Origin of the sequence: Nocardia sp. NPDC058658 (assembly GCF_042716665.1) — a bacterium.
Classification (GTDB): Bacteria; Actinomycetota; Actinomycetes; order Mycobacteriales; family Mycobacteriaceae; genus Nocardia.
Map to the genome: position 1 here is coordinate 43,946 of NZ_JBHXRR010000008.1, position 21,757 is coordinate 65,702.

The 21,757-nt window shown below is 67.5% G+C and carries 23 protein-coding genes; 8 read left to right on the forward strand and 15 right to left on the reverse strand.

Going from position 1 to position 21,757, the window contains the following annotated elements:
- Positions 1–17: 17 nt before the first annotated feature.
- The 6 genes from ACFWUP_RS14390 to mshC all read right to left on the reverse strand — a co-directional run bounded on the left by ACFWUP_RS14390 (position 18) and on the right by mshC (position 8,197).
- Positions 18–848 (reverse strand): Abi-alpha family protein, encoded by an 831-nt coding sequence (locus ACFWUP_RS14390; protein ID WP_379234271.1) that lies wholly within the window; start codon positions 846–848, stop codon positions 18–20.
- A 2-nt stretch (positions 849–850) separates the two neighbouring features.
- On the reverse strand, positions 851–2,269 hold the full coding sequence (locus ACFWUP_RS14395) for a hypothetical protein (RefSeq protein ID WP_379234273.1): 1,419 nt from the start codon (positions 2,267–2,269) through the stop codon (positions 851–853).
- A 114-nt stretch (positions 2,270–2,383) separates the two neighbouring features.
- Entirely contained in the window at positions 2,384–3,832 is a 1,449-nt protein-coding gene (gene zwf, locus ACFWUP_RS14400) for a glucose-6-phosphate dehydrogenase (RefSeq protein WP_379234275.1), read from the reverse strand.
- A gap of 69 nt (positions 3,833–3,901) precedes the next feature.
- Positions 3,902–4,678: a universal stress protein gene (locus ACFWUP_RS14405; RefSeq protein WP_379234277.1), complete on the reverse strand. Its 777-nt coding sequence runs from the start codon at positions 4,676–4,678 to the stop codon at positions 3,902–3,904.
- Between the two features lie 79 nt (positions 4,679–4,757).
- Positions 4,758–6,830 (reverse strand): heavy metal translocating P-type ATPase, encoded by a 2,073-nt coding sequence (locus ACFWUP_RS14410; protein WP_379234279.1) that lies wholly within the window; start codon positions 6,828–6,830, stop codon positions 4,758–4,760.
- A gap of 128 nt (positions 6,831–6,958) precedes the next feature.
- Positions 6,959–8,197, reverse strand: coding sequence for a cysteine--1-D-myo-inosityl 2-amino-2-deoxy-alpha-D-glucopyranoside ligase (gene mshC / locus ACFWUP_RS14415; protein WP_379234281.1), 1,239 nt, complete (start codon positions 8,195–8,197; stop codon positions 6,959–6,961).
- Between the two features lie 295 nt (positions 8,198–8,492).
- Between mshC and ACFWUP_RS14420 the strand changes: the two genes are divergently transcribed.
- Positions 8,493–8,909, forward strand: coding sequence for a helix-turn-helix domain-containing protein (locus tag ACFWUP_RS14420; RefSeq protein ID WP_379234283.1), 417 nt, complete (start codon positions 8,493–8,495; stop codon positions 8,907–8,909).
- Positions 8,906–9,748, forward strand: coding sequence for an alpha/beta fold hydrolase (locus ACFWUP_RS14425; protein ID WP_379234285.1), 843 nt, complete (start codon positions 8,906–8,908; stop codon positions 9,746–9,748). The genes ACFWUP_RS14420 and ACFWUP_RS14425 overlap by 4 nt, the downstream gene beginning before the upstream one ends.
- Before the next feature lie 51 nt (positions 9,749–9,799).
- Here the strand turns inward: ACFWUP_RS14425 and ACFWUP_RS14430 are convergent, their stop codons facing one another.
- The 8 genes from ACFWUP_RS14430 to ACFWUP_RS14465 form a co-directional block, all read right to left on the reverse strand.
- Entirely contained in the window at positions 9,800–10,054 is a 255-nt protein-coding gene (locus ACFWUP_RS14430) for a hypothetical protein (RefSeq protein WP_379234287.1), read from the reverse strand.
- 97 nt (positions 10,055–10,151) lie between these two features.
- The gene (locus ACFWUP_RS14435; protein ID WP_379234289.1) at positions 10,152–10,703 is read right to left on the reverse strand and encodes a dihydrofolate reductase family protein; all 552 of its coding nucleotides are present in this window, start codon (positions 10,701–10,703) and stop codon (positions 10,152–10,154) included.
- Between the two features lie 60 nt (positions 10,704–10,763).
- Positions 10,764–10,928: a hypothetical protein gene (locus tag ACFWUP_RS14440; protein WP_379234605.1), complete on the reverse strand. Its 165-nt coding sequence runs from the start codon at positions 10,926–10,928 to the stop codon at positions 10,764–10,766.
- A complete protein-coding gene (locus ACFWUP_RS14445; protein WP_379234291.1) occupies positions 10,868–11,173 on the reverse strand; it encodes an alanine--tRNA ligase-related protein in 306 nt (101 codons plus the stop codon). The genes ACFWUP_RS14440 and ACFWUP_RS14445 overlap by 61 nt, the downstream gene beginning before the upstream one ends.
- A 361-nt stretch (positions 11,174–11,534) precedes the next feature.
- Entirely contained in the window at positions 11,535–12,332 is a 798-nt protein-coding gene (locus ACFWUP_RS14450; RefSeq protein ID WP_379234293.1) for an SCO1664 family protein, read from the reverse strand.
- 4 nt (positions 12,333–12,336) lie between these two features.
- The gene (locus tag ACFWUP_RS14455) at positions 12,337–12,924 is read right to left on the reverse strand and encodes a DUF3090 domain-containing protein (RefSeq protein WP_379234295.1); all 588 of its coding nucleotides are present in this window, start codon (positions 12,922–12,924) and stop codon (positions 12,337–12,339) included.
- 50 nt (positions 12,925–12,974) lie between these two features.
- Positions 12,975–13,691 (reverse strand): histidine phosphatase family protein, encoded by a 717-nt coding sequence (locus tag ACFWUP_RS14460; protein ID WP_379234297.1) that lies wholly within the window; start codon positions 13,689–13,691, stop codon positions 12,975–12,977.
- 96 nt (positions 13,692–13,787) lie between these two features.
- A complete protein-coding gene (locus ACFWUP_RS14465; protein ID WP_379234592.1) occupies positions 13,788–14,717 on the reverse strand; it encodes an undecaprenyl-diphosphate phosphatase in 930 nt (309 codons plus the stop codon).
- A gap of 295 nt (positions 14,718–15,012) precedes the next feature.
- Between ACFWUP_RS14465 and ACFWUP_RS14470 the strand changes: the two genes are divergently transcribed.
- The 4 genes from ACFWUP_RS14470 (at position 15,013) to ACFWUP_RS14485 (ending at position 19,234) form a co-directional block, all read left to right on the forward strand.
- Positions 15,013–15,990, forward strand: coding sequence for an aldo/keto reductase (locus ACFWUP_RS14470; protein WP_379234299.1), 978 nt, complete (start codon positions 15,013–15,015; stop codon positions 15,988–15,990).
- A 17-nt stretch (positions 15,991–16,007) separates the two neighbouring features.
- Positions 16,008–17,021, forward strand: coding sequence for a hemin ABC transporter substrate-binding protein (locus ACFWUP_RS14475; protein WP_379234301.1), 1,014 nt, complete (start codon positions 16,008–16,010; stop codon positions 17,019–17,021).
- Between the two features lie 79 nt (positions 17,022–17,100).
- Positions 17,101–18,222 (forward strand): FecCD family ABC transporter permease, encoded by a 1,122-nt coding sequence (locus ACFWUP_RS14480; protein WP_379234303.1) that lies wholly within the window; start codon positions 17,101–17,103, stop codon positions 18,220–18,222.
- Positions 18,223–18,355: 133 nt separating this feature from the next.
- The gene (locus ACFWUP_RS14485) at positions 18,356–19,234 is read left to right on the forward strand and encodes a heme ABC transporter ATP-binding protein (RefSeq protein ID WP_379234305.1); all 879 of its coding nucleotides are present in this window, start codon (positions 18,356–18,358) and stop codon (positions 19,232–19,234) included.
- 202 nt (positions 19,235–19,436) lie between these two features.
- Here the strand turns inward: ACFWUP_RS14485 and ACFWUP_RS14490 are convergent, their stop codons facing one another.
- Positions 19,437–20,276 (reverse strand): LysR family transcriptional regulator, encoded by an 840-nt coding sequence (locus tag ACFWUP_RS14490; protein WP_379234307.1) that lies wholly within the window; start codon positions 20,274–20,276, stop codon positions 19,437–19,439.
- Positions 20,277–20,381: 105 nt separating this feature from the next.
- Between ACFWUP_RS14490 and ACFWUP_RS14495 the strand changes: the two genes are divergently transcribed.
- Entirely contained in the window at positions 20,382–21,107 is a 726-nt protein-coding gene (locus tag ACFWUP_RS14495) for an SDR family NAD(P)-dependent oxidoreductase (RefSeq protein ID WP_379234309.1), read from the forward strand.
- A 61-nt stretch (positions 21,108–21,168) separates the two neighbouring features.
- A complete protein-coding gene (locus ACFWUP_RS14500) occupies positions 21,169–21,744 on the forward strand; it encodes a TetR/AcrR family transcriptional regulator (protein ID WP_379234311.1) in 576 nt (191 codons plus the stop codon).
- Positions 21,745–21,757 lie beyond the last annotated feature (13 nt).

Genomic DNA, 21,757 nt, shown 5'->3' on the forward strand with positions numbered 1-21,757 from the left:
TCGCAGCCGGGGCCGAGTCACGGCAGCCGGGGGCCCTTGCCCAGGTAGATGTCACCGCGATCATCGCCTGCCCAGCCGCCCCCGGTGTAGTCGCCGAGCACGAAACAGGCGTCGCAGAACTGCTTTCCGAACACCGTGAGGTAGATGCTGCGGTAGGAGCTGATCGCCCGCATCTTCACCGACTTGTACGCGGCTTGGGCCGGTGGTTGGGCTTCGAGGAACGCGTAGCGGCGGAAGTCGGCGACCGGTTCGGTCGAAAAGCGAACCAGCCCTAGCCGACTCAGGTTCCCCAGGTAGTGGTGGTCGCGGTCGGGCAGCGCGCACCCGGCCATGGCGGCGATCATGTTGATGCCGTCGGCGAGGCGTTGCGAGCCGATCCCGAACGGCGCCTTGGTGCGGATGTCGATCGCGGGTTGTGCTCCGGCGACGGCGAGGAACCGCAGGATGCGGGCTTCGTCGGGGGTCAGGTCGTGCAGGATCGGCACGAACGAGGGGTGCAGGTCACGCGGTTGCTGCGCGCAATCCCAGCCCTCGGTGATCATCGCGTCGCCCATCGCCTTGAGATCGTCGGCGTCGACGGCGTTCTCGGCGGGCCCGTAGAGACCGGTAGGGGTGGCGGACAGGCCCAGTGCGCTCAATGCCGTGCGGCGCAGCAGGTCGACGCGTTCGTCGAAGATCTGCGACATCGGTTCGCCCGCGCGGACGTCGTCGACGAGGTCGGTGGCGGTGTGTACCGCGCCCTTGGTCACCGCACCCACGATGTGGCGCAACGACAATCCGGCGATGCGGGCCAAACCGAGCAGGTCGGTCGGGATCCCCTGGTCGCGTTCGGGCAGGTTGTCGTCCATGCTCACGCTCCGAAGATCAGCAGGTGCAGGGCGCCGATGCAGGCGCCGAGGATGCCGCCGTGCAGATACAGCAGCCAGGCGTCCTGTTCGATGGCGGTGTAGAGCATTTCGACGAACTCCTCCGGCGGCAGTTCGCGCAGTTTCTCGGTGGCCAGCCGGTCCACGCTGGCCGCGGTCGTCTGCGAGAACTCGACGTCGTCGACCAGCCACGGCTTCATCTCGGTGGCCAGGTTGGCGCCCGCGGTGGCCTGGATGGCGTCGAACTGGCGTGCGCCGACCGCGAGCCGGGTCACCGAACGCAGTGGACCGAGCACCCGGTCGATCTCGAGCTTGAGGAAATGGGCGATCACCGCGCGGGTCTTGTCACCGCTGGGCCCATCCAGGAGTTGCTCGGTCACCACGTCGAGGGTGACGATCTGATAGCCGATCGCATGCCCCAGATCCGCCGCCGCCTGATGCTGGCGTTTCGCGAATTTCGCGACCCGCCACGGGTATTTGTAGCGCGGTTGCGGCACGGCGGGCTCGAACACCACCTTGATCGCGATGATGTTGACCAGCACACCCACCACCGCGCCGCCGGCGAGCACCCACGCCCACGCGGGCAGGAAATGCAGGATGCTGTAGAGCCAGCCGGGCAGCGAGATCAGCGCGGGGGTGTCACCGTGCGGGGTGCTGTAGTGCAGCAGCGACAACCACAGCGCCACGATCACCCCGAACGGAAACCCCAGCACCCCACTGCGTGTCATGAACCGCAACTCCGGTGCGCCGAGCCCGTAGATGACGTCCTTGAGCAGTTCGGGGCGCCGGCGCAGGTAGCCGACCACCATCAGCTTCACGTCGAGGAGCTGGTCGATGTTCTCGCCGATGAAATCGAACGCGCGGTCGGTGATCGCGGGCAGCTCGTATTCCACCCGGCTGTAGACGGCTTCGCGGGCGCGCGGGGGCATGTCGGCCCACAGCTGCGGGTGCTCGGTGGTCATGATCGAGTCGACCATCGAGCGCACATTCGGCAGCGCCGCGTGCGCGACCTGGGCGGAGATCTTGCGCGGGTCCATCTGGTCGAAGAAGTCCTTGGCGGTGCCGATCTTGGCGACGGCGTTGTCGACCATCAGGCTCGCCATCTTCTCCGAGCGGGCCGGGATGAACCCCTGGAAGCCGAGAATGCCGCCGGGGGCGAACGTCGGCAGGATCTGCACTTTGCGTGGCAGCAACGGAAAGATCGTCTTCAGGCCCGGCACGTAGAAACCGGTGAAGCGCACCGGCGCGAACAGCATGATCACCCCGGTCCAGTTGGTGATCAGACCGGCCATCGCACTGAAGATCGGGATGGTGATCATGTCGACCCAGAATTTGCTCAGGCCGGTGGTCTTCTCCCAGTCCAGCAGGCCGAAGAAGCCCGCCGCCTCGATCCCAGCATTCATCCGGCGTCCACTCCGTCGTGTTCGCAAACATCGTGCGTTCGGTCATCATAGGTGAGAAATCGGGAGGTTCCGGGCAATTCTGCGGTTCTCCGCTATATCGGAGCAAACCCGGTGTCAGGTCCAGACGCGGCGTTCGCGCCAGGCCCGTTCGAACGGCAGCCGCCACGAACGCGGCGTCACGAGCTGGTGGATGGCGTTGGGGCCCCAGGAACCGGTGTCGTAGTTGCGCACCGGGGGCGGATCGTCGAGCAGTGGCGCCGAGATCTCCCAGAGTCGTTCGATGCCCTCGGCGGTGGTGAACAGGGTGTGGTCGTTGCGCATCGCGTCCAGGATCAGGCGTTCGTAGGCCTCGAGAACGTCACCGGCGCGGTCGGTTTCCTCGAGCGCGAACTGCAGGCTGAGCTTGTCGAGTTTCATGCCGACACCGGGGCGTTTGCCGTAGAACGACAACGACACCTTCGACGAATCGGCCAGATCGAAGGTCAGGTGGTCGGGTCCGTGCGCGCCGACGCCGGAACCGGGCGGGAACATCGACTGCGGCGGTTCACGGAAGGCGATCGAGATGATCCGCTGCCCCTGGGCCAGGTACTTGCCGGTGCGCAGATAGAACGGCACATCCGCCCACCGCCAGTTATCGATCCCGCAGGCCAGCGCCACAAAGGTCTCGGTGTCGGAATCGGGGTCCACACCGGGTTCGTCGTGATAGCCACGCACCTGCCCACGCACCACTTTGCGCGGATCCAGGGGCAGCATCGACCGGAAGACCTTGTTCTTCTCGATGGTGATCGCCTCCGAATCCAGGGCCGTCGGCGGTTCCATCGCGACGAACGCCAGGATCTGGAACAGGTGGGTCACCACCATGTCGCGAAACGCCCCGGTGGCGTCGTAGAACTCCGAACGTCCTTCGAGACTGAGCTTTTCGGGGACATCGATCTGGATGTGGTCGATGAAATTGCGGTTCCAGATCGGTTCGAACAAGCCGTTGGCGAACCGGAACGCCAGGATGTTGAGTGCGGATTCCTTGCCGAGGAAGTGGTCGATGCGAAAGATCTGGGATTCGTCGAAGACCTCGTGGATGGCGGCGTTGAGGGTGCGGGCGCTGTCGAGGTCGACGCCGAACGGTTTCTCCATCACCACTCGGGCATCGTCGGTGAGGCCCGCTTCGGCGAGCAGCGCGATCACCGCGGGTGCGGCTTTGGGTGGGACCGACAGGTAGGCCAGCACCTGGGTGTCGGGGCCGAGGGCGGCGCGCTGGGTGTCGACGGCGCGGCGCAGAGCCGCGGGACCTGCGGTAAGGGGCACGTAGGTGAGGGTTTCGGCGAATTCGTTCCAGTCCTCGAGCACGCCACGGCGCGAGGACGCTTCGCAGGCGGTGTGGGCGAGGGCGCGGAACGACTCGTCGTCGAGGTCGTCGAGGGAGACGCCGATGATGCGCAGGTCGGGCGCCAGGTGTGATCGGGACAGGTGCAACAGCCCCGGCAGGAGTTTGCGGCGAGCGAGATCGCCGGTGGCGCCGAACAAGACGACGACGTGCGGGGCGGTTTCCGAACCTGTGGCCGACACCCCACCCAGATTACGGCGTCCACGTCGACCGGACACGGTGAATCGTCGGCGGTCCTGGCGTGTCGACGTTCAGTGCGTGGTGTTGACCAGCAGCAGGTTGGTGTCGATGTCGTGGGTGACCTTGTTCGCCACCGAGCCCAAAAGCCTTGCGGGCCCGCTCATTCCACGATTGCCGATGACGACGAGATCGTACTTCCAGCCCGCGTTGCAGATCGCCTCCGCCGCAGGGACACCGGTGAGCACGTCACGGCCGAACAGTTCCGGGTCGTCCACCGCGATCTCGCCTTCCACGTCGATCAGCGTGGTGGCGCCGTCGTCGTCGGTTTTGGCCGAGGTCACCAGGAACGGGCGCGCACCCAACGCGAGGGCGAGGTCGTAGCCGCGGCGCACGGCGGTCAGCGAACTCGCCGAACCGTCGGTGGTGAGGCCCACGGTGGTCCAGCGCTTGGGGATCTTGTGGGTGAACACCACATCGGTCTGGCTGTGGTGGGACACGTGATTGGCCGTCGAGCCGAGCAGACGCGCTTTGGAACTGCCCAGACTGCCGCCGCCGATGATCAACAGGGTGCCGGGTTCGGCGGCTTCGAGCAGCAACGCGCCCGGGGTGCCCTCGAGCTCGATGCGGGTGACCTCGGTGACGCCGGCGCCGAGCAGCACGTCGGCGGCCGCGACGGTGTTCTGTTCGGCCCAGGCGGCATCGGTGCCTTTGCGTCCGGCTTCCTTCCACACACTCACCGCGCTGACCCCGACATCGAGGCGCACCGCGAACTCCCCCGCCACCGCTACCGCCGTCTGCGCGGACTCCGACCCGTTGGTTCCCACGATGATGCGCTGGTAGCACCCCATGTGACGCTCTCCGATCGACGGCAGGTCAGCTGCGCTGTGGCCCACAGTATAAGCGCAGCACACGGTGGGCAACCGGGCATCAGCGCTGTGGTGGTCCGGCGGGCAACGACAGACGTTCGAGGTGCAGGGCGTTGAGCGCGACGATCAGACTCGAACCCGACATGGCCATCGCGGCGACCTCCGGGCGCATCGTCAGGCCCCAGTGGGCGAAGACGCCGGCGGCGATCGGCAGGGCGATGCCGTTGTAACCCACTGCCCAGCCCAGGTTCTGGTGTTCCTTGTGGACGGTGCCGCGGCCGATGCGCAGGGCGGTCGAGACCGCGAAGGGGTCCGAGCGCATGAGTACGACGTCGGCGGTTTGGATGGCGACGTCGGTGCCCGCGCCGATAGCGATGCCGAGGTCGGCGCGAGCCAGGGCGGGCGCGTCGTTGACCCCGTCGCCGACCATCGCGACCTTCTTACCGGAGTGTTGCAGGTCGGCGATCCGGTCGGCTTTGTCCTCGGGCAGCACGTCGGCGATCACGGTGTCGATGCCGAGGTCGTGGGCGATGCGTTCGGCGGTACCCTTGTTGTCGCCGGTCAGCATGACCACGTCGACGCCGAGGTCGTGCAAGGCTTTCACCGCTGCGGCGGAGGTCGGGCGTGGGGCGTCGGCGAGGGCGATCACTGCTTCGGCGCGACCGTCGACGGCGACCAGGACCGCGGTGTGACCCGATACGGCGAGGTCGTCGCGCTGTTTCGCCAGGTCGCCGAGGTCGATGTGTTCGGTGTCGAGGAGGCCGCGATTGCCGACGAGGACGTGGCGCCCGTCGACAGTGCCTGTCGCGCCGCGGCCAGCCACGCTCTGGAAGTCGTTGACCGAAAATGTGTGCGCGCCATGGTCTTCGGCATAGTCGACGATCGCCTTGGCCAGGGGATGCTCTGATTCGCCTTCGACGGCTGCCACCAACGCCAGCATCCGGTCGGTGTCGACGCCGTGCACGGTGACCACCTCGGTGACTTCGGGTTTGCCCTTGGTGAGGGTGCCGGTCTTGTCCATCACCACCACGTCGATGCGCGCCGCGTCCTCGAGCGCCGTCGCGTTCTTGAACAGCACACCACGTTTCGCGCCGAGCCCGGTGCCGACCATGATCGCGGTCGGCGTCGCCAAACCCAGCGCATCCGGACAGGTCACCACGACGACAGTGATCGCGAACAGCAAGGCCTTGCTCAACGGTGCCCCGACGAGCAACCACACCACCAGCGTGGTCAGGCTGCCCAGCAGTGCGACCAGGGTCAGCCAGAACGCGGCCCGATCGGCCAACCGCTGGCCCGGCGCCTTCGAACTCTGTGCCTGCCGCACCAATTCGACGATCTGCGCCAGCGCGGTGTCGGACCCCACCTTGGTGGCCGTCACCCGCAGACTGCCGGTGGTGTTGATGGTCGCGCCGATCACCGCCGAACCCGGCTTCTTGTGCACCGGCAGACTCTCACCGGTCACCATCGACTCGTCGACATCGCTGGACCCGTCGAGAACCGTGCCGTCAACGGCGATCTTCGAACCCGGCCGCACCACCAGCACGTCACCGACCCGCACCTCGGCGGTCGGCACCTCAGTCTCCTTACCGTCGTGGAGCACAACAGCTTTCGGTGGTGAGAGGTCGAGCAGGGTCGTCACCGCGTCCCCCGCACCGCTACGCGCCCGCATCTCCAACCAGTGCCCCAGCAACACGAACGACGCCAGCATGGTGGAGGACTCGTAGAACACCTCACCGCCTCCGGTGCACGTGATGTAGAGCGAATACAGCCAGCCCGTCCCGATCCCCACCGCGACCAGCACCATCATGTCCAGGGTGTGCGCCTTCAACGCCGCCCAGGCCCCGGTGAAGAAGATGGTGGCGGAGTAGAAGATCACCGGCAGGCTCAGGATCAGCATCCAGATATCGGCGCGCATCCCGAACGGTGTGGGCAGATGCAGGCCGAACATGTGCGTGGCCATCGGCGACCAGAGCATCACCAGGGTGGAGAACACGAGCGCGACGAGGAACCGGTTCCGCATGTCGCGGGCCATGCTGTCCATCGACATCGAGGCATGGCCGCGGTGATCGGGCATGGCGTCGGCGTGCACCGAGGTCGTCGTGACGGAACTCGGTCGATCCTTCGGGTCGGGCATCGCCGCTCCTGTCGCCGGTCGTCCGCACGACGCGACAGCGCCCCGCGCCTCACTTGCGGGTGACTCTACCGACGAGTTGTCACAGGTCGGGACAGGCGCGGGTGCTCGCCGCGGCGAGCGCGATCAGCTCAGAGGCTGACGCCGAGGAGGGCGTCGACAGCGGCGCGAATCAGGGCAGGAGCTTCGGTGTCGGTGCCGCCGTAGGCGATGGCCTGCTCGGCCCAGTTGTCGATCGCGTCGAGTGCCTTCGGGGTGTCGAGGTCGTCGGCCAGGTGCTGACGCAACCGGGCGACGGTGTCGGTGGCCGACGGGCCCGCAGTCAGCGAGACCGCTTCGCGCCAGCGGTCCAGGCGGGTCTGCGCGGCGGCGAGCACCTCGTCGGTCCACATGCGGTCGGACCGGTAGTGCCCGGCGAGGAGGCCGAGCCGGATCGCGGCGGGGTCCACTCCGGCGCGGCGCAGTTTCGACACCAGCACGAGGTTGCCTTTGGACTTCGACATCTTCTCGCCGTCCAGACCGATCAGCCCGGCGTGCACGTAGTGGCGGGCGAAGCGGCGGGTGCCGGTGATCGCTTCGGCGTGCGCGGCGGAATATTCGTGGTGCGGGTACATCAGGTCCGAGCCACCGCCCTGGACATCGAATTCGGCGCCGATGCGGTTGAGCGCGATCGCCGCACACTCGATGTGCCAGCCGGGCCGACCGGCACCGAAGGGCGCGGGCCAGGACGGTTCGCCCGGTCGTTCGGCCCGCCACAGCAGCGCGTCGATGGTGTCGCGCTTACCGGCCCGGTCGGGGTCGCCGCCGCGCTCGGCGAACAGCTTCTCCATGGTGGCGCGGTCGTAGCCGGATTCGTACCCGAACTGCTCGGTGGCATCGGTGCGGAAGTAGATGTCGGGGTACTCGGCGTCGTCGACGATGTAGGCGGCGCCGGCGGCGAGGAGTTTCTGCACCACTTCCACGACCTCGTCGACCGATTCGATCGCGCCGATGTACTGGCGTGGCGGGATCACCTGCAGGGCGGTCATGTCCTCGCGGAACAGCTCGATCTCGCGGGTGCCGAGGTCGCGCCAGTCGATGCCGTCGCGGTCGGCGCGTTCGAACAGCGGGTCGTCGACGTCGGTGACGTTCTGCACGTAGTGCACGTCGTGGCCCGCGTCGCGCCAGATCCGGTTGACCAGGTCGAACGTGAGGTAGGTGGCGGCGTGCCCGAGGTGGGTGGCGTCGTAGGGGGTGATGCCGCAGACGTACATCTTCGCGGTCGCGCCGGGGCTGACCGGGCGGATCTGTCGATCGGCGGTGTCGTACAAACGCAACGGCGGCCCTGTTCCGGGGACGGTCGGCAGGGCGATATCGGACCAGGACTGCATGTCTTCGAGGGTAGAGCCCCCGCCGACGGGCGCGGCTCGCGGCCCGGCTCATGGGGTTGCTCGCGGTGTCGTGGCACGGCCCGCTACCTGCACACAAACGTGTTGTGGCGTCGGCGTCAAGGGTTGCGCTCGAGCAGATTCGCTGGTCACGGGGGTAACGGGGTAGATCGGGTGTGTCGCGCCCAGTGTGCGGCGCGTGCCGGGCGAACGGTTGCCATCGCGATCATTGTCACAGTCCACAATTCCCTGAACATACCTATTGCTCCCTATAGATACATTCGTTTACGGTTGTTTTATGACAGATGGTCTCTATTCGGTGGAGCAGGTCGCCGAACTGCTCGGACTGCATGTGCGCACCGTGCGCAGCTATGTGCGCGACGGCAAACTCCCCGCCGCCCGCATCGGAAAGCAGTACCGCATCACCCGCGACGACCTCGAGGCGTTCACCGGATTGCCGATCACCACCCCGCAGACCTCGGTGCCCAGGCACGCCGAGTCCTCCTGCATCGTCGAGATCGACGACGTCGACCGCGTCACCGTCGACCGGATCACCACCCTGCTCACCGCCACCGCGGGCACCCGAGGCGGTCAGCGCATGCGCGTGGAAACCAGCTACGACCCGGCCCGGCATCGCTTGAAAGTGATCCTGCTCGGCAGCCTGCCCGACAGCGCCCGCCTGCTCGACTATCTGGACGGAATCCTCAGCTCATGATCTACAAGTCCGACGAAGGCCGACGGCTCATCCACCAGCGTTACCGCGAGCGCCTCGACGCCTGGCCGGTCCCGCGCGAGGAATTGCGGATCGACACCGGTATCGGCGAGACGTTCGTCGTGGCGTCGGGTCCCGTGGACGCACCGCCGCTGGTCGTGCTGCACGGCTCCGGAGCCAATGCCAGTACCTGGCGCGGCGACGTCGCGGACTGGTCGAGCCATTTCCGCGTGTACGCGGTGGATCTGCCCGGCGAACCCGGATTGAGCGCACCCACTAGGTTGGCCCTGGACAGCGATGCGACCGCGAACTGGCTCGACGAGGTCATCGACGGACTCGGCCGCGACACCGTGGCGCTGGTCGGCATGTCACTGGGCGGCTGGACCGCCCTCGACTACGTGCTGCGCAAGCCCGGCCGGGTCGAAACACTGGTCTTGCTGTGCCCGGGCGGGCTGGGAAAGGCTCGCTACGGCTGGCTGGTGAAGGCGATCGGGCTGCGCATGATCGGCAGGCACAGCGTGCGTGACATGGCACGGATCGTTCTCGGCCTCGACGGACCGGAAGTCGACCCGATCCTCGATGATGTGGAACTCACGTTCTCGCATTTCACGCCGCGGCCCGCAGGTCTGCCCCGCTTCCGCGACGAACAACTACGCACGGTGGACATCCCGGTCCTGGTAATCGTCGGCGAACGCGACGCTCTATTCGATTCGGCGAGCACCGCCGAACGCGCCCGCGCTACCTTCCCGCGCGGCGAGGTACGTCTACTGCCCGGCGTCGGTCACGGCCTGCTGAATCAGACTGTGGCAGTACGGGAATTCGTGCACACCCACACCGGTTGATCGGCCGGTGTCACCGCTCCCCGACGTGCGGTGACACCGATCCGGTTCACATCACTGCTGGCGGCACTGCACGTTCGCGGTGTTGACCTCGGGGCCGTACTGCATCATCGCTTCGAACGAGGCGGCGACCGGATCGGCGGCCTCCACAGTCACGTCGGGCACCGGGGTGCCGAAGCGATCGGCGGCGGAGCAGACGTAGGTTTCCTCGGCCCACCAGCTGCTCGGGAACGCCTGCGCGGGCGCGGCGACGGCGGCACCGGCGAGCAGCAGTGCGGCGGTGGTGGTGACAATGGAACGGGTCGACATAGGGTTCCTCAGATCTCACGGGGATAGCGAAAGTGCTTGGAGCACACTAGCACCGGCGCTGACCAGGCCACAAAGGCTCAGCGCCCGCGAGTAGACCTCATTCGGCGAGGTAACGCAGCAGCACCACGGTGTCGAAACGCCTGGTCTCGACCAGCCGGAGCCCGATGCGTTCGTCGAGTGCCGGGAACATCGGTGTGCCGCCGCCGAGCACCACCGGTGAGACGAACATCTGGTATTCGTCGATGAGCCCGTGCGGCATCAACGCGGCGGCCAGGCTCGCACCGCCGACTTCCATGACGCCGACGCCTTCGGCCTTGAGCCTGCGGACCTCCTCGACCGCGTTCCCCCTCACCAGGGTGCTGTTCCACTGCACTTCCTCGAGGGTCCGGGAGAACACAATCTTCGGTACTGCCGTCCAGAGCTCGCCGAACTCGCGCTGAACGGTTGGCGCGTCCGCGGGCACGTGCGGCCAGTACTCGGCCATCAGCTCGTACAGCCTGCGCCCGTTCAAGATCAGCTCCAGCCCACGGAACCGGTCATTGTGGAACTGGTGCAGCTCGTCGTCCGGCTCAGTCCAGTCGATGCTGCCCTCGCGATCGTTGACGTATCCGTCCACCGACACACCGAACCCGTAGATCAGTTTCCTCATGTCTGTGTAGACCTCCTTCGCACGCGAAATTCATCGGACAGCCCTCGACGCATCGACAAACTACGGGAAGGTGTCCGCGACGACGACGATGCTCGATCGCAGATGGTCCGACAGCAGTCGCAGTGATCGTTCGTCGAGCTGACCCCAGATGCGGGGCAGGGTGGTCAGCCAGGGTTCGAAGACGGCGAAGATGAAGACGGACGGCGTGTTCTGCAGGATTCGCACCGTTCCAGGCCCATGCCGGTGTCGACGCAGGGCCGGTGCATCGGTTCCAGGCTGCCGTCGGGATGGCGCTCGTAGCGCATCATCACGTGATTCCAGACCTCCACCCATCGGTCGTCGGATGTCGGTGTGCCCTGCGGTATGTCGTCGGTGGTCGGTTCGACGGGTAGGCCCAGCTCGTCCCAGGTGCGCCACGACTCGTGGTCGGGCTCGACGCGCTCGTCACCGCCGAACACCGTGACGTGCATCCGGTTCGGGTCGATGCCGAAGCCGTCGCGCAGCAGTTCGAATCCCCACCGCAGGCTCTGCGGACCGCGATAGTCACCGAGCGCTGTAGGCCGGTGAGCCGTCGACCCAGTGGATGCGGCCGACCCCTCAGGTACGGGGTCAACGGATGCATCCCGGAGCTGGTGAACAGCACCGGATCCTCCGGCGACGGAATGAGCGATCCGTCTGGTGTGAGTCGGTGCCCGTGTTCGCGAAAGTAGTCAGGCGGCAGCGACCGGCGAGCTGAGAGCTCGTGCGGTTGCGGCGGCGCTACGTGAAGTGACCTTCATAGCGGCAACGGTAATAACCGGGCCTGGTGGAGCACGACCGATTTATCGGCCGTCAGAACGCGGGCCAGGGAATCGGGCGCGAGGAGTTGGGGATCGGCATCACGGGGTCGTCGAGTAGGGCTTTGGCGCGTTCGGTGAGCGCGGTGATCTCGGCGTCGGTGATGTGCGGGGCCAGCGAATCGGCCACGGCACCGGGCAGATTCGCGGCGAAGGTGGTGATGTCGGGGATCAGTGATTCGTGCACCGGGCGACCCGCCCAGCCCCACAGCACGGTGCGCAGCTTCGGTTCGGCGTGCAGGCAGATGCCGTGGTCGACGCCGTAGACCTGACCGTCGACACCTTCGAGCGCGTGCCCGCCTTTGCGATCGGCGTTGTTGAGCAACAGATCCAGCACCGCCATCCGTTGCAGGCGCGGGTCGTCGGCGTGGATGAGTGAGACCTCGTTGCCCTGTTCGTCGAGGGCGCGCAACACTTCACAGAACCCGTCGGGCACGGTCCCCGGTGTGCACAGGTCGACCAGGTCGAGGCGCTGGCGGGTGTCGGTGCGATTGTCGACCGAGGTCACCCAGCGCTGCACCATGCCGACACCCAAAGGCCCGTCGCGCAGCACTGTTTCGGGGATGACACCCCAGCCGAGGTGTTCGGAGATCAGGTACGACGCCACCTCGCGGCCCGCGAGGGTGCCGTCGGGGAAGTCCCACAGCGGCCGTTCACCGCGTACCGGCTTGTAGACCACCCGCAGCGGGGCACCGTCGGGTTCGGGTGCGGCGATCTCACACACCAGCGTGAGATTGCTGGCCACGCCGACCCGCCCGACGATGTCCAGTTCACCTTCGGTGATCACCGGCACGCGTTCACTCCTCTTCGAGCTCGGCGGCGCCGAAGATCTCGCCACGCTTGTACCCGTTGGTGCGCACGCACATGTGCCCACGCGAGGACAGCGGTTCCCCGCACAGCGGGCACGGCGGCCGACCCGCCGCGATCACCCGCGCCGAACGCAACGCGAACTCGCGCGCCTGGATCGGTGTCAAGAACACCCGCACCGCATCGGGGCCTTCCTCGGTGTCGTCGAGCACCACCGATTCGTCGACCTCGGTTTCGGTGATCGCCAGCAACTCGACCACCACGGCGTTGGCGTCGGAGTCCCAGCCCAGACCCATGGTGCCGACCCGGAATTCGGTGTCGATGGGGGTGACCAGCGGCGCGACATCGCGCACGTCCTCCCCCTCCGGTGGCACCTCCGCGCCGAAGCGGCGCGCGACCTCGTCGAGCAGCAGACCCATCCGGTCGGCGAGCACCTTCACCTGCTGCTTCTCCAGCAGCACGCTCACAACGAGCGGATCCTGCACGGCCTGCAGGTAGAACGAACGATCGCCCGGTTCACCGACGGTCCCGGCGACGAAACGATCGGGGGTGCGAAATACATGGATTGCGCGTGACACATGCACCTCCTGATACGTGACCCTGATCGACACTCACGAACACAACTCCGTCAAGGAGAATCGCGGTGCCCCGCATTCCCATTATCCGCGCTTGTGTCCGTCGGCACCTCTCCACCGGGTGTCGGTGTCGGCGGTTGACTGGTCGCCAGCGCGGAAAGGTCTGAGCCGGTGTCGTTGAACTTCCACACCGACGGCCCGTGCGGGCTGTAGCGGACCACGCTGATCGAGGCCGGTTCCACCGCGATCCGCTGAAAACTGTCCAGGTGCAGGCCCAGTGCGTCGGCCAGGATCGATTTGATGACGTCACCGTGCGCGCACGCCACCCACAACACATCCCGGCCCGCTTTTTCGGCCAGCGTGCGTTCGATATCGCGAATCGCGGCCACCGCACGCTGCTGCACCTGCGCCAGCCCTTCGCCACCGGGGAACACCGCCCCCGAAGCGTGGCCTTGCACGACCCGCCACAGCGGTTCGGTGACCAGTTCGGCGATCGGGCGCCCGGTCCAGTCGCCGTAGTCGACCTCGATCAGCCGTTCATCGTGCTCGGGTTCGAGACCGAGTTTGTCCGCCAGCGGCGCCACCGTGCGCTGACAGCGCAGCAGCGGTGAGCTGGCGATGTGTTCGATCGGCAGCATCGCGAGCCGATCGGCCACCGCCGCGGCCTGTTCGGTGCCGCGCTCGGTGAGTTCGACGCCGGGTGCGCGGCCCGCGAGGGTGCCCGCGGTGTTGGAGGTGGACACTCCGTGCCGGAGCAGGATCACCGTCATGGGACCAGCCTAATGTGCGCAGTCGCGGAGCGTTCCTCAGCTGCGCACGGCCGGAGCGAATGCGGAGGTACGCCTAACCATTGAACGACGTCATGATCAGGTGGCGGAGACGACGCCGGCGGCCAGCAGGCCCATCACAGCGAGGCCGACGATGATCCGGTAGCCGACGAACCAGTACAGCGAGTGGTTGCCGACGAACTTCAACAGCCAGGCCACCGAGGCGTACCCGACGAAGAACGCCAGAATGGTCGCGACCAGCAACTGCGGCCCACTGGCATTGAGACCCTCACCGGCCGGTTCGAACGCATCGGGCAGGCTGAACAGCCCGGAGGCGGTCACCGCCGGAATGGCCAGCAGGAACGAGAACCGCACCGCCGCCTCACGCTTCAAGCCGAGGAACAGGCCCGCGGTGGAGGTGGCGCCCGAGCGCGAGACACCGGGGATCAGCGCCAGGCACTGCGCAAGGCCCATGATGATGCCGTCGCGGGTGGTGAGCTGTTCGATCGAGCGTTCCTTCTTACCGAAGTACTCACCGGCGGCGATGACCAGCGCGAACGCGATCAGCATGAACGACACCAGCCACAGATTGCGGGCACCGGTGCGGATCTCGTCCTTGAACAGGTACCCCAGCACGCCGATCGGGATGGTGGCGATGATCACGTACCAGCCGATGCGGTAGTCGAGTTCGCGCTGGGTGTCGCGGTCGTGCGCCTCGCGGGCGCTGCGGTCCATCACCGGCAGTTTCGTGGTGACCCGGTCCCCCACCGCGACCTCGCGCTGTGATCGTTCCCGCCAGCGCATTCCGAGCGTGGTGAACCAAGCGATGATGATGCGCCAGATGTCCTTGGCGAAATACACCAGGACCGCGAGTTCGGTGCCGAGCTGGGTGACGGCGGTGAACGAGGCACCCGCATCGTCGCCGAAGAACACGCCCGAGACGATCCGGAGGTGTCCGGAGGAGGAGATCGGCAGGAACTCGGTGAGTCCCTGCACCAATCCGAGTACCAATGCCTGGAACCAGGTCATCGACTCGCCCACCACGTCCTCCTGCTGACTCACGCCCGAAAGACCGCGTCCTCCTGGGCTTTTGCTTCACATCCGGCCATCACGGCCACGATCTCGCAGCGACCCTACCCGTCGACGCACTAGGTCGTCGCCCGCCGGTCGCCGAGATCGGGTTCTGCCGCGCGGGGATGTGGGCCGCCGAGCGAGGTTGTGCCGGCCGGCGTACCTCCGCATTCGCTCCAGCCGTGCGCGGCTGACGACCGCTTCGCGGCTGCGCGCATTACGCTGTCGCCGTGACGAATGCGCGGGCGCGGTGATGGAACAGCGAACGGTGGGACGCAGCGGACTTCGGGTGTCGCGAATCGGGTTGGCGACCCATACCTGGGGTACCCATACCGACGCCGACGAGGCATCGGTGCAGTTAGCGGCGTTCACCGAGGCCGGTGGCACGCTCGTCGACATCTCGCCCGTCTACGGCGAAGGGGCGGCGCAGCGGATCCTGGCGGATCTGCTCGGCGACTTGGTGTCGCGTGACGAATTGGTCCTCAGCGGCAGTGCCGGGGTGGTGATGCACGCGCCCGGCGCCGGTGTCGGCGATTCGGTGCCCGCACCGGCGGCGGTGGGCCCGGTGGTCGACTCGTCGCGGCGCACGCTGCTCAAACAACTCGACCGCACGCTGCTCGAATTGGGCACCGACCATCTCGACATCTGGAACATCGCCGCCTGGGACCCGTACACGCCACTCGACGAGGTCGCGGCCACCCTGGAAACCGCGGTCCGCACCGGCCGCACCCGGTACGCGGGGGTGCGCGGCTTCGCGGCGTGGCAGCTGGCCAGTCTGGCCGCGATCGCACCGATCACCGCCGCGCAGACGCCGTACTCGCTGCTCGCGCGCGGCACCGAGAACGATGTGATTCCCGCCGCCCGCCACCACGGGGTCGGCATCATCGCCTCGGCGCCACTGGCTGGGGGAATCCTGACCGGCAAGTACCGCGACGGTGTCCCCGCCGATTCGCGCGGTGCCGACGAGGCGACCGCAGCCGAGATCCGGCGCAGGCTCGACGACGACCGCGCGACCAGAGTGGTCGACGCGCTGGTCACCGCCGCCGACGGCCTCGGTACCTCGCCGCTAGCGGTGGCGCTGGCCTGGATTCGCGACCGGCCTGGCATCGCGAGCATGATCGTGGGTGCTCGCGATATCGGTCAGCTCACCGGCGTGCTGGCCGCCGAGACCCTCGAATTACCGCGCGCGATCGCGGCGGCACTGGACGATGTGAGCGCCCGTTCCGAATGATGGCTAGCCTCACCTACATGAAACTGCGTGGTGTGCTGACGGCGATGCTCGCGGCGACGGTGCTGACCGGCGCCGTCGCTTGCACCTCGAGCAAACCTGCATCGACTGCCAATTCGGGTGGGCCGGTGACGGCTCAGCTCGCCGACCTGGACCCGGTCCCCCTCGTGCCGTCACCGACGCCGCAATTGCCGGTGACAGTGAAGTCCCATGACGGTAGCGACGCGACGATCGCCGACACCTCGCGGATCATCGCCGTCGACCGGTACGGCACGCTCGCCCAAACCGTGTGGGCGCTGGGTCTGGGCGCGAACCTCGTCGGCCGCAGCACCTCCGCCTCGTTTCCCGCCGTCGCCGGCGTGCCCAATGTGGCGGGCGGCAACGGCAGCCTCAGCGTCGAAGCCGTCCTGAATCTGCGCCCGTCGGTGTTCCTCACCGATACGACCAGCGCAGCACCTGCGGTACGTGAGCAGTTGCGAGCCGCCGGGGTGACGGTCGTCTATTTCGACCCTGATCGCAGCATGGACGGTGTCGTCCCACAGATCGAGGCAGTGGCCAACGCGCTCGGTGTGCCCGAGGCGGGCAAGCAGCTCGGCGCCCGCACCCGCGACGAGATCGCCACCGCGACAGCCCGCGTGCCGAAGCTGGATCCGCAGCCCAAGATCGCCTTCTTGTACCTGCGCAGCGCGGCGATCACCATGATCGCGGGCCGGGGTTCGGGCGCCGATTCGCTGATCACCGCGGTCGGCGGCGTCGACGCGGGCACCGCCGCCGGGGTGAACGAACCGTTCGTCACCATCACCAGCGAGGCGATGATCGCCGCCGCGCCGGACGTGCTGCTGGTGATGTCGGACGGGCTGAAATCGGTCGGCGGCGTCGAGGGCCTGGAGAAGGTGCCCGGTATCGCGCAGACCCCGGCGGGCCGTAACCGGCGGGTGGTCGACATGTCCGACGCGGTGGTCCTGAGCTTCGGCCCCAACACCGGCCGCGTCGTCTCGGCGCTGTCCGACGCCATCTACGGTCAAGCGGCATGAGCGATCAGTCGTCGCCGACGTCGGTCCGGGCGTCGTCGCCATCGCGTGCTCGTCTCGCAGTGGGCCGAACGGACATCGCATGAATGATGCACCCGACCTGACGAAATCCACTGTCACCGCGCGGATCACCGATGCCACTCCCGACCCACTACCGCCGTCGACGCACCGGGGCGCGCGCGTGACCGTGGTATTCGCCGTCGCGCTGCTGGCCCTGGTGGTACTGGCCATCGTGTCGTCGGTGCTCGGGCAGGTACCGACGACGGCCGCCGAGGTGCTGGGCAGTGTGGCGCACCGGATCGGCCTCGATATCGGGCCGATGCCCGCGCACCCGGCCGGTGAGGTGACGCTCTGGGAGGTGCGGTTCCCGCGTGTGGCCCTGGCGATCCTGGTCGGCGCGGCACTCGCGACAGCGGGTGCGTTGTTGCAGGGTGTGTTCGCCAATCCGCTCGCCGAACCCGGCGTGATCGGGGTATCGGCGGGTGCCGCGGTGGGCGCGGGCACCGTCATCGTGGTCGGTGGCGCGTTCGTGGCCGCCTGGTCGGTCGCGGCCGCCGCGTTCGTCGCGGGCCTGATCACCACCGCGCTGGTCTACGTGCTGTCGAGATCGAACGGCCGCACCGAAGTGGTGACCCTGATCCTCACCGGTGTCGCGATCAACGCCTTCGCAGGCGGCCTGATCGCGCTGCTGCTGTTCGTCGCCACCCCCGCCGCCCGCGATCAGATCGTGTTCTGGCAGCTCGGCAGCCTCAACGGCGCCACCTGGCCGTCGGTTGCAGTCGTGGCGGTGCTGGCCTCGGTCGGCATCCTGGCTGCGATCCTCATCGCACCACGCCTGGATCTGCTCGCCCTCGGCGATTCGGCAGCGCGTCACCTCGGTGTCGATGTAGAGCGGCTGCGCAGGCAGGTGATCGTGGTGGTCGCGGTGCTCACCGCCGCCGGTGTGGCGTTCAGCGGCATCATCTTGTTCGTCGGCTTGATCGTGCCGCACCTGGTGCGCATGATGGTCGGCCCCGGCCACCGGGTGCTGGTCCCGCTCAGTGCGATCGTGGGTGCGGTGGTGCTGCTCGGCGCCGACGTCCTCGCCCGCACCCTGGTCCACAACGCGGACCTACCCCTTGGCATGCTCACCTCCCTGATCGGCGGCCCGTTCTTCTTCTGGCTGCTGCGCCGCACCAGGGCCCGAGCGGGAGGTTGGGGATGACCGAAACCCTGCGCCATCGGATCCGCGCTCCCCACCACAGGGCAAACACAGCCCGGGGCATCGGCGGTATGCAGGCGACAGCCCACACGCGAGCCATCGAAACCCCGTGCCGAGCCAGTACTGGAGGCTGTCGATGACCGTCACGCCTGCCGCCGAGTCCGCCCTCCGACGCCGACCTTCTCTGCGGTCCCTGTTCGCACGAACCCCCGACGTGCCCGCGCGGCCCGAACCCGGCACCGTCACCCTGCGCGCCACCGGACTCACCGTCCAGCGCGGCACCCGAACGGTCCTCGACGACGTCGACTTCCAGGTAGCGGCCGGTGAAATCGTCGCGCTCGTCGGCCCGAACGGTGCGGGCAAGTCCAGCCTGCTCGCCGCCCTCGCCGGTGAGCTGGACCCGAGCGCCGGCACCGTGAAGCTCGAAGGCCATGCGCTCTCCCACTGGACGCCCGCCGACATGGCCCGCCGCCGCGCGGTCCTCCCCCAATCCCACGCCGTCGGATTCCCCTTCACCGCCCGCGAAGTCGTCGCGATGGGCCGCGCGCCCTGGTTGCACACCCCCGCCGCCGACAACGACGACACCCTCATCGCCGCCGCCCTGGCCGCCACCGACGTCACCCACCTCGCCACCCGCGCCTTCCCGTCCCTGTCCGGCGGCGAACGAGCCCGCGTAGCCCTGGCCCGCGTCCTGGCCCAGGACACCGCCACCCTCCTGCTGGACGAACCGACCGCCGCCCTCGACCTCGGCCACCAGGAAGCCGTCCTCCGCCTGGCCGCCACCCGCGCCGCCGAGGGCACCGCCGTGGTCGTCGTCGTCCACGACCTCGGCGTAGCCGCCGCCTATGCCGACCGCGTGACGGTCCTCGACGCAGGCCGCGTCGCCGCTGTCGGCCCCCCACGCGAAATCCTCACCAGCGATCTGCTCACCTCGGTCTACCGTCACCCCGTCGACGTCTTCGACCACCCCCACACCGGCGCCCAACTAGTCCTCCCCGAACGCGGCCACCGCTGACAAACCCGCCCGCGTCGCAAGTAGCTCTCTGACTTGCGGCATGCTCACAAACCCTTCGCCCAAGTTGAAGGGACCACCAAAGATCGGGCCTAACACGTTGGTCGAGACGGACTTTCGTGCACGCCCCTCAGCCCTTCTGATGCCACAGCCCCTCCTATTGCGCGGCCAGAGGCATGCAGAGAGATCACCGACAGCTACGCGGCTAAAGGCGTGTAGCTGTACGAACGAGGTCGGCGACCGCTCTGGATCTGCTGTGTGGTGGCCAGGCGATAACAGTCGTGACGATCGGAGCGTCCGACACCGGCACGACAGCGTGATCGTCGCGGAGCTGAGCTCGCAGCGACTCCGGCACCACCGCGCAGGCCCGTCCGAGCGTGATCAACTGCGTCAACTGGGTATGGTCGCGAACCCGCGGCCCTGGGCCGTCCGGATAGCTTCCATCCCGTCGAGGCCACCTCGGCAAGGGCAGGTCGGTCAGGGCCATGACCTCGGCCATCGACACGTGGGGTCGGTTCGCGAGGACGTGCCCCGCGGGCAGGACCACGACCTGTGTTTCGCTGTGCAGGTCCTCGGTGTCGAATCCGGTCGTCGCGTCATAGGGCCGGTGCAGCAGCGCGACATCGGCGCGCCCGTCGCGGAGCAGGCCCTCCGATTCGCCCGGCCCGCACAGCACCACCTCGACGGCGACAGCGTCGGGCTCGGCGGCGTAGGCGTCCAACAGCTTCGACAACAGTTCGCTCGACGCGCCTGCCTTGGTCGCCAGCACCACACCGGACCGCTCGGCACCGGCACGACGAGTGCGTCGCTCAGCGGCCTCGACTGCTTCGAGCGTGAACCGAGCCTCCCGCAGAAGAACCGACCCCGCCTCGGTCAGCGTGATCGCCCGTGAATTGCGTTGCAGCAGAACGACACCTAGCCGTCGTTCCAACTGCTGGATCGCCCGCGACAGTGGAGGTTGCGCCATCGCGAGCCGCTGTGCCGCCCGCCCGAAGTGCAACTCCTCGGCCACGGCGACGAAGTACCGCAACTCCCGAATCTCCACCGGGTCATCGTATCCATCGCTCACCACGACCGATACCCGTGCGGTATCGCCGACCACCCGATCGGTCTTGGACGCCCCACCTGGGTCCGCAACATGATCAACGGCATGAGTGAACCGAAGATCGCGCTGGTGACCGGCGCGAACAAAGGCATCGGCTACGAGATCGCGGCGGGCCTCGGCACCCTCGGCTGGCGAATCGGGGTGGGCGCGAGGGATCGGCAACGCCGCGAGACTGCGGTGGAGAAGCTGCGCGCGGCCGGGGCCGATGCGTTCGGCGTGCCGCTCGACGTGGACGACGACGCGAGCGCCGCCGCAGCTGCCGAGCTGATCGCCGACCAGGCAGGCGGCCTCGACGTCCTGGTCAACAATGCCGCGATTACCGGCGGCATGCCACAGGCACCCACCACGGTCGATCCCGCTACCGTGCGAACTGTCGTGGAAACCAACGTGATCGGCGTCATCCGGGTCACCAACGCGATGCTGCCCATGCTGTACCGCTCGGCATCACCACGCATCGTCAACATGTCCAGCAGCGTCGGTTCGCTCGCCCTCCAGACCACGCCCGACATCGACCTGGGCCCGATCCTCACCGCGTACTCGGCGTCCAAGACCTTCCTCAACGCCGTCACCGTCCAATACGCCGAGCAACTGCGCGACACCGACATCCTGATCAACGCCGCCTGCCCCGGTTACACCGCCACCGACCTCAACGGTTTCCAAGGCCTCCGCACACCACAACAGGGAGCGGCGATCGCGATCCACCTCGCGACTCTGCCCGACGACGGCCCGACCGGTGGATTCTTCGACGATGCCGGAACAGTGCCTTGGTGACGAGCCACGGTAACGGTGTCCCGTTATTGGCCTTCAGGTAAAGAACCGATACCGTGAGCCTGTGGCCAGACCTCAGAACTTCGACACAGACACGGTCCTCGACCGTGCGATGGACCAGTTCTGGACCCACGGCTACGCCAACACCTCCCCCGCGCAGCTCGCCGAGGCCACCGGCATCGGAAAAGGCAGCCTGTACAACACTTTCGGCAGCAAACGCGCCCTGTTCGACATGGTCCTCGACCGCTACGGCCGCCTCGGGGTGGCCATGGCCGAGGACTACATGTCCCGTCCCGGCACCACCCGGGAGTGTCTGCGCGAATATCTGCGCGCGGCAGTCGATCTCGACATGGCTTCGCCGGTTCGACGCGGCTGCCTCGCCGCCAACACCGCCGCCGAGCTCGCCGGCCACGACGCGGCGATCACCCAGACGTTGCGTCGCATCGAACACGGCGTCGTCGCCGCTCTGGCCGCCCGCATCGATCAGGGGCGCCGCGACGGCGATGTCGATCAGGGCCTCGACCCGAATTCTATTGCGGCCCTGCTGGTCACCACCAGCAACGGCCTACGCGTCATGGCCAAGACCAACGACACCCCCAGGCTCTACCACCTCATCGACGTACTACTGACCGTCCTCTGAAACCCTGGCGCCG

What these genes read in the sequence shown, in the direction of transcription:
- ACFWUP_RS14425 (WP_379234285.1), top strand. Translation starts at nt 8,906, where the DNA reads ATGATCTACAAGTCCGACGAAGGCCGACGGCTCATCCACCAGCGTTAC.
- ACFWUP_RS14445 (WP_379234291.1), bottom strand. Translation starts at nt 11,173, where the DNA reads ATGCACGTCACGGTGTTCGGCGGTGACGAGCGCGTCGAGCCCGACCAC.
- ACFWUP_RS14485 (WP_379234305.1), top strand. Translation starts at nt 18,356, where the DNA reads ATGACCGTCACGCCTGCCGCCGAGTCCGCCCTCCGACGCCGACCTTCT.
- ACFWUP_RS14435 (WP_379234289.1), bottom strand. Translation starts at nt 10,703, where the DNA reads ATGAGGAAACTGATCTACGGGTTCGGTGTGTCGGTGGACGGATACGTC.
- ACFWUP_RS14405 (WP_379234277.1), bottom strand. Translation starts at nt 4,678, where the DNA reads ATGGGGTGCTACCAGCGCATCATCGTGGGAACCAACGGGTCGGAGTCC.
- ACFWUP_RS14410 (WP_379234279.1), bottom strand. Translation starts at nt 6,830, where the DNA reads ATGCCCGACCCGAAGGATCGACCGAGTTCCGTCACGACGACCTCGGTG.
- ACFWUP_RS14460 (WP_379234297.1), bottom strand. Translation starts at nt 13,691, where the DNA reads ATGACGGTGATCCTGCTCCGGCACGGAGTGTCCACCTCCAACACCGCG.
- ACFWUP_RS14495 (WP_379234309.1), top strand. Translation starts at nt 20,382, where the DNA reads ATGAGTGAACCGAAGATCGCGCTGGTGACCGGCGCGAACAAAGGCATC.
- ACFWUP_RS14465 (WP_379234592.1), bottom strand. Translation starts at nt 14,717, where the DNA reads ATGACCTGGTTCCAGGCATTGGTACTCGGATTGGTGCAGGGACTCACC.
- ACFWUP_RS14390 (WP_379234271.1), bottom strand. Translation starts at nt 848, where the DNA reads ATGGACGACAACCTGCCCGAACGCGACCAGGGGATCCCGACCGACCTG.
- ACFWUP_RS14420 (WP_379234283.1), top strand. Translation starts at nt 8,493, where the DNA reads ATGACAGATGGTCTCTATTCGGTGGAGCAGGTCGCCGAACTGCTCGGA.
- ACFWUP_RS14480 (WP_379234303.1), top strand. Translation starts at nt 17,101, where the DNA reads ATGAATGATGCACCCGACCTGACGAAATCCACTGTCACCGCGCGGATC.
- ACFWUP_RS14430 (WP_379234287.1), bottom strand. Translation starts at nt 10,054, where the DNA reads ATGTCGACCCGTTCCATTGTCACCACCACCGCCGCACTGCTGCTCGCC.
- mshC (WP_379234281.1), bottom strand. Translation starts at nt 8,197, where the DNA reads ATGCAGTCCTGGTCCGATATCGCCCTGCCGACCGTCCCCGGAACAGGG.
- ACFWUP_RS14475 (WP_379234301.1), top strand. Translation starts at nt 16,008, where the DNA reads ATGAAACTGCGTGGTGTGCTGACGGCGATGCTCGCGGCGACGGTGCTG.
- ACFWUP_RS14470 (WP_379234299.1), top strand. Translation starts at nt 15,013, where the DNA reads ATGGAACAGCGAACGGTGGGACGCAGCGGACTTCGGGTGTCGCGAATC.
- ACFWUP_RS14395 (WP_379234273.1), bottom strand. Translation starts at nt 2,269, where the DNA reads ATGAATGCTGGGATCGAGGCGGCGGGCTTCTTCGGCCTGCTGGACTGG.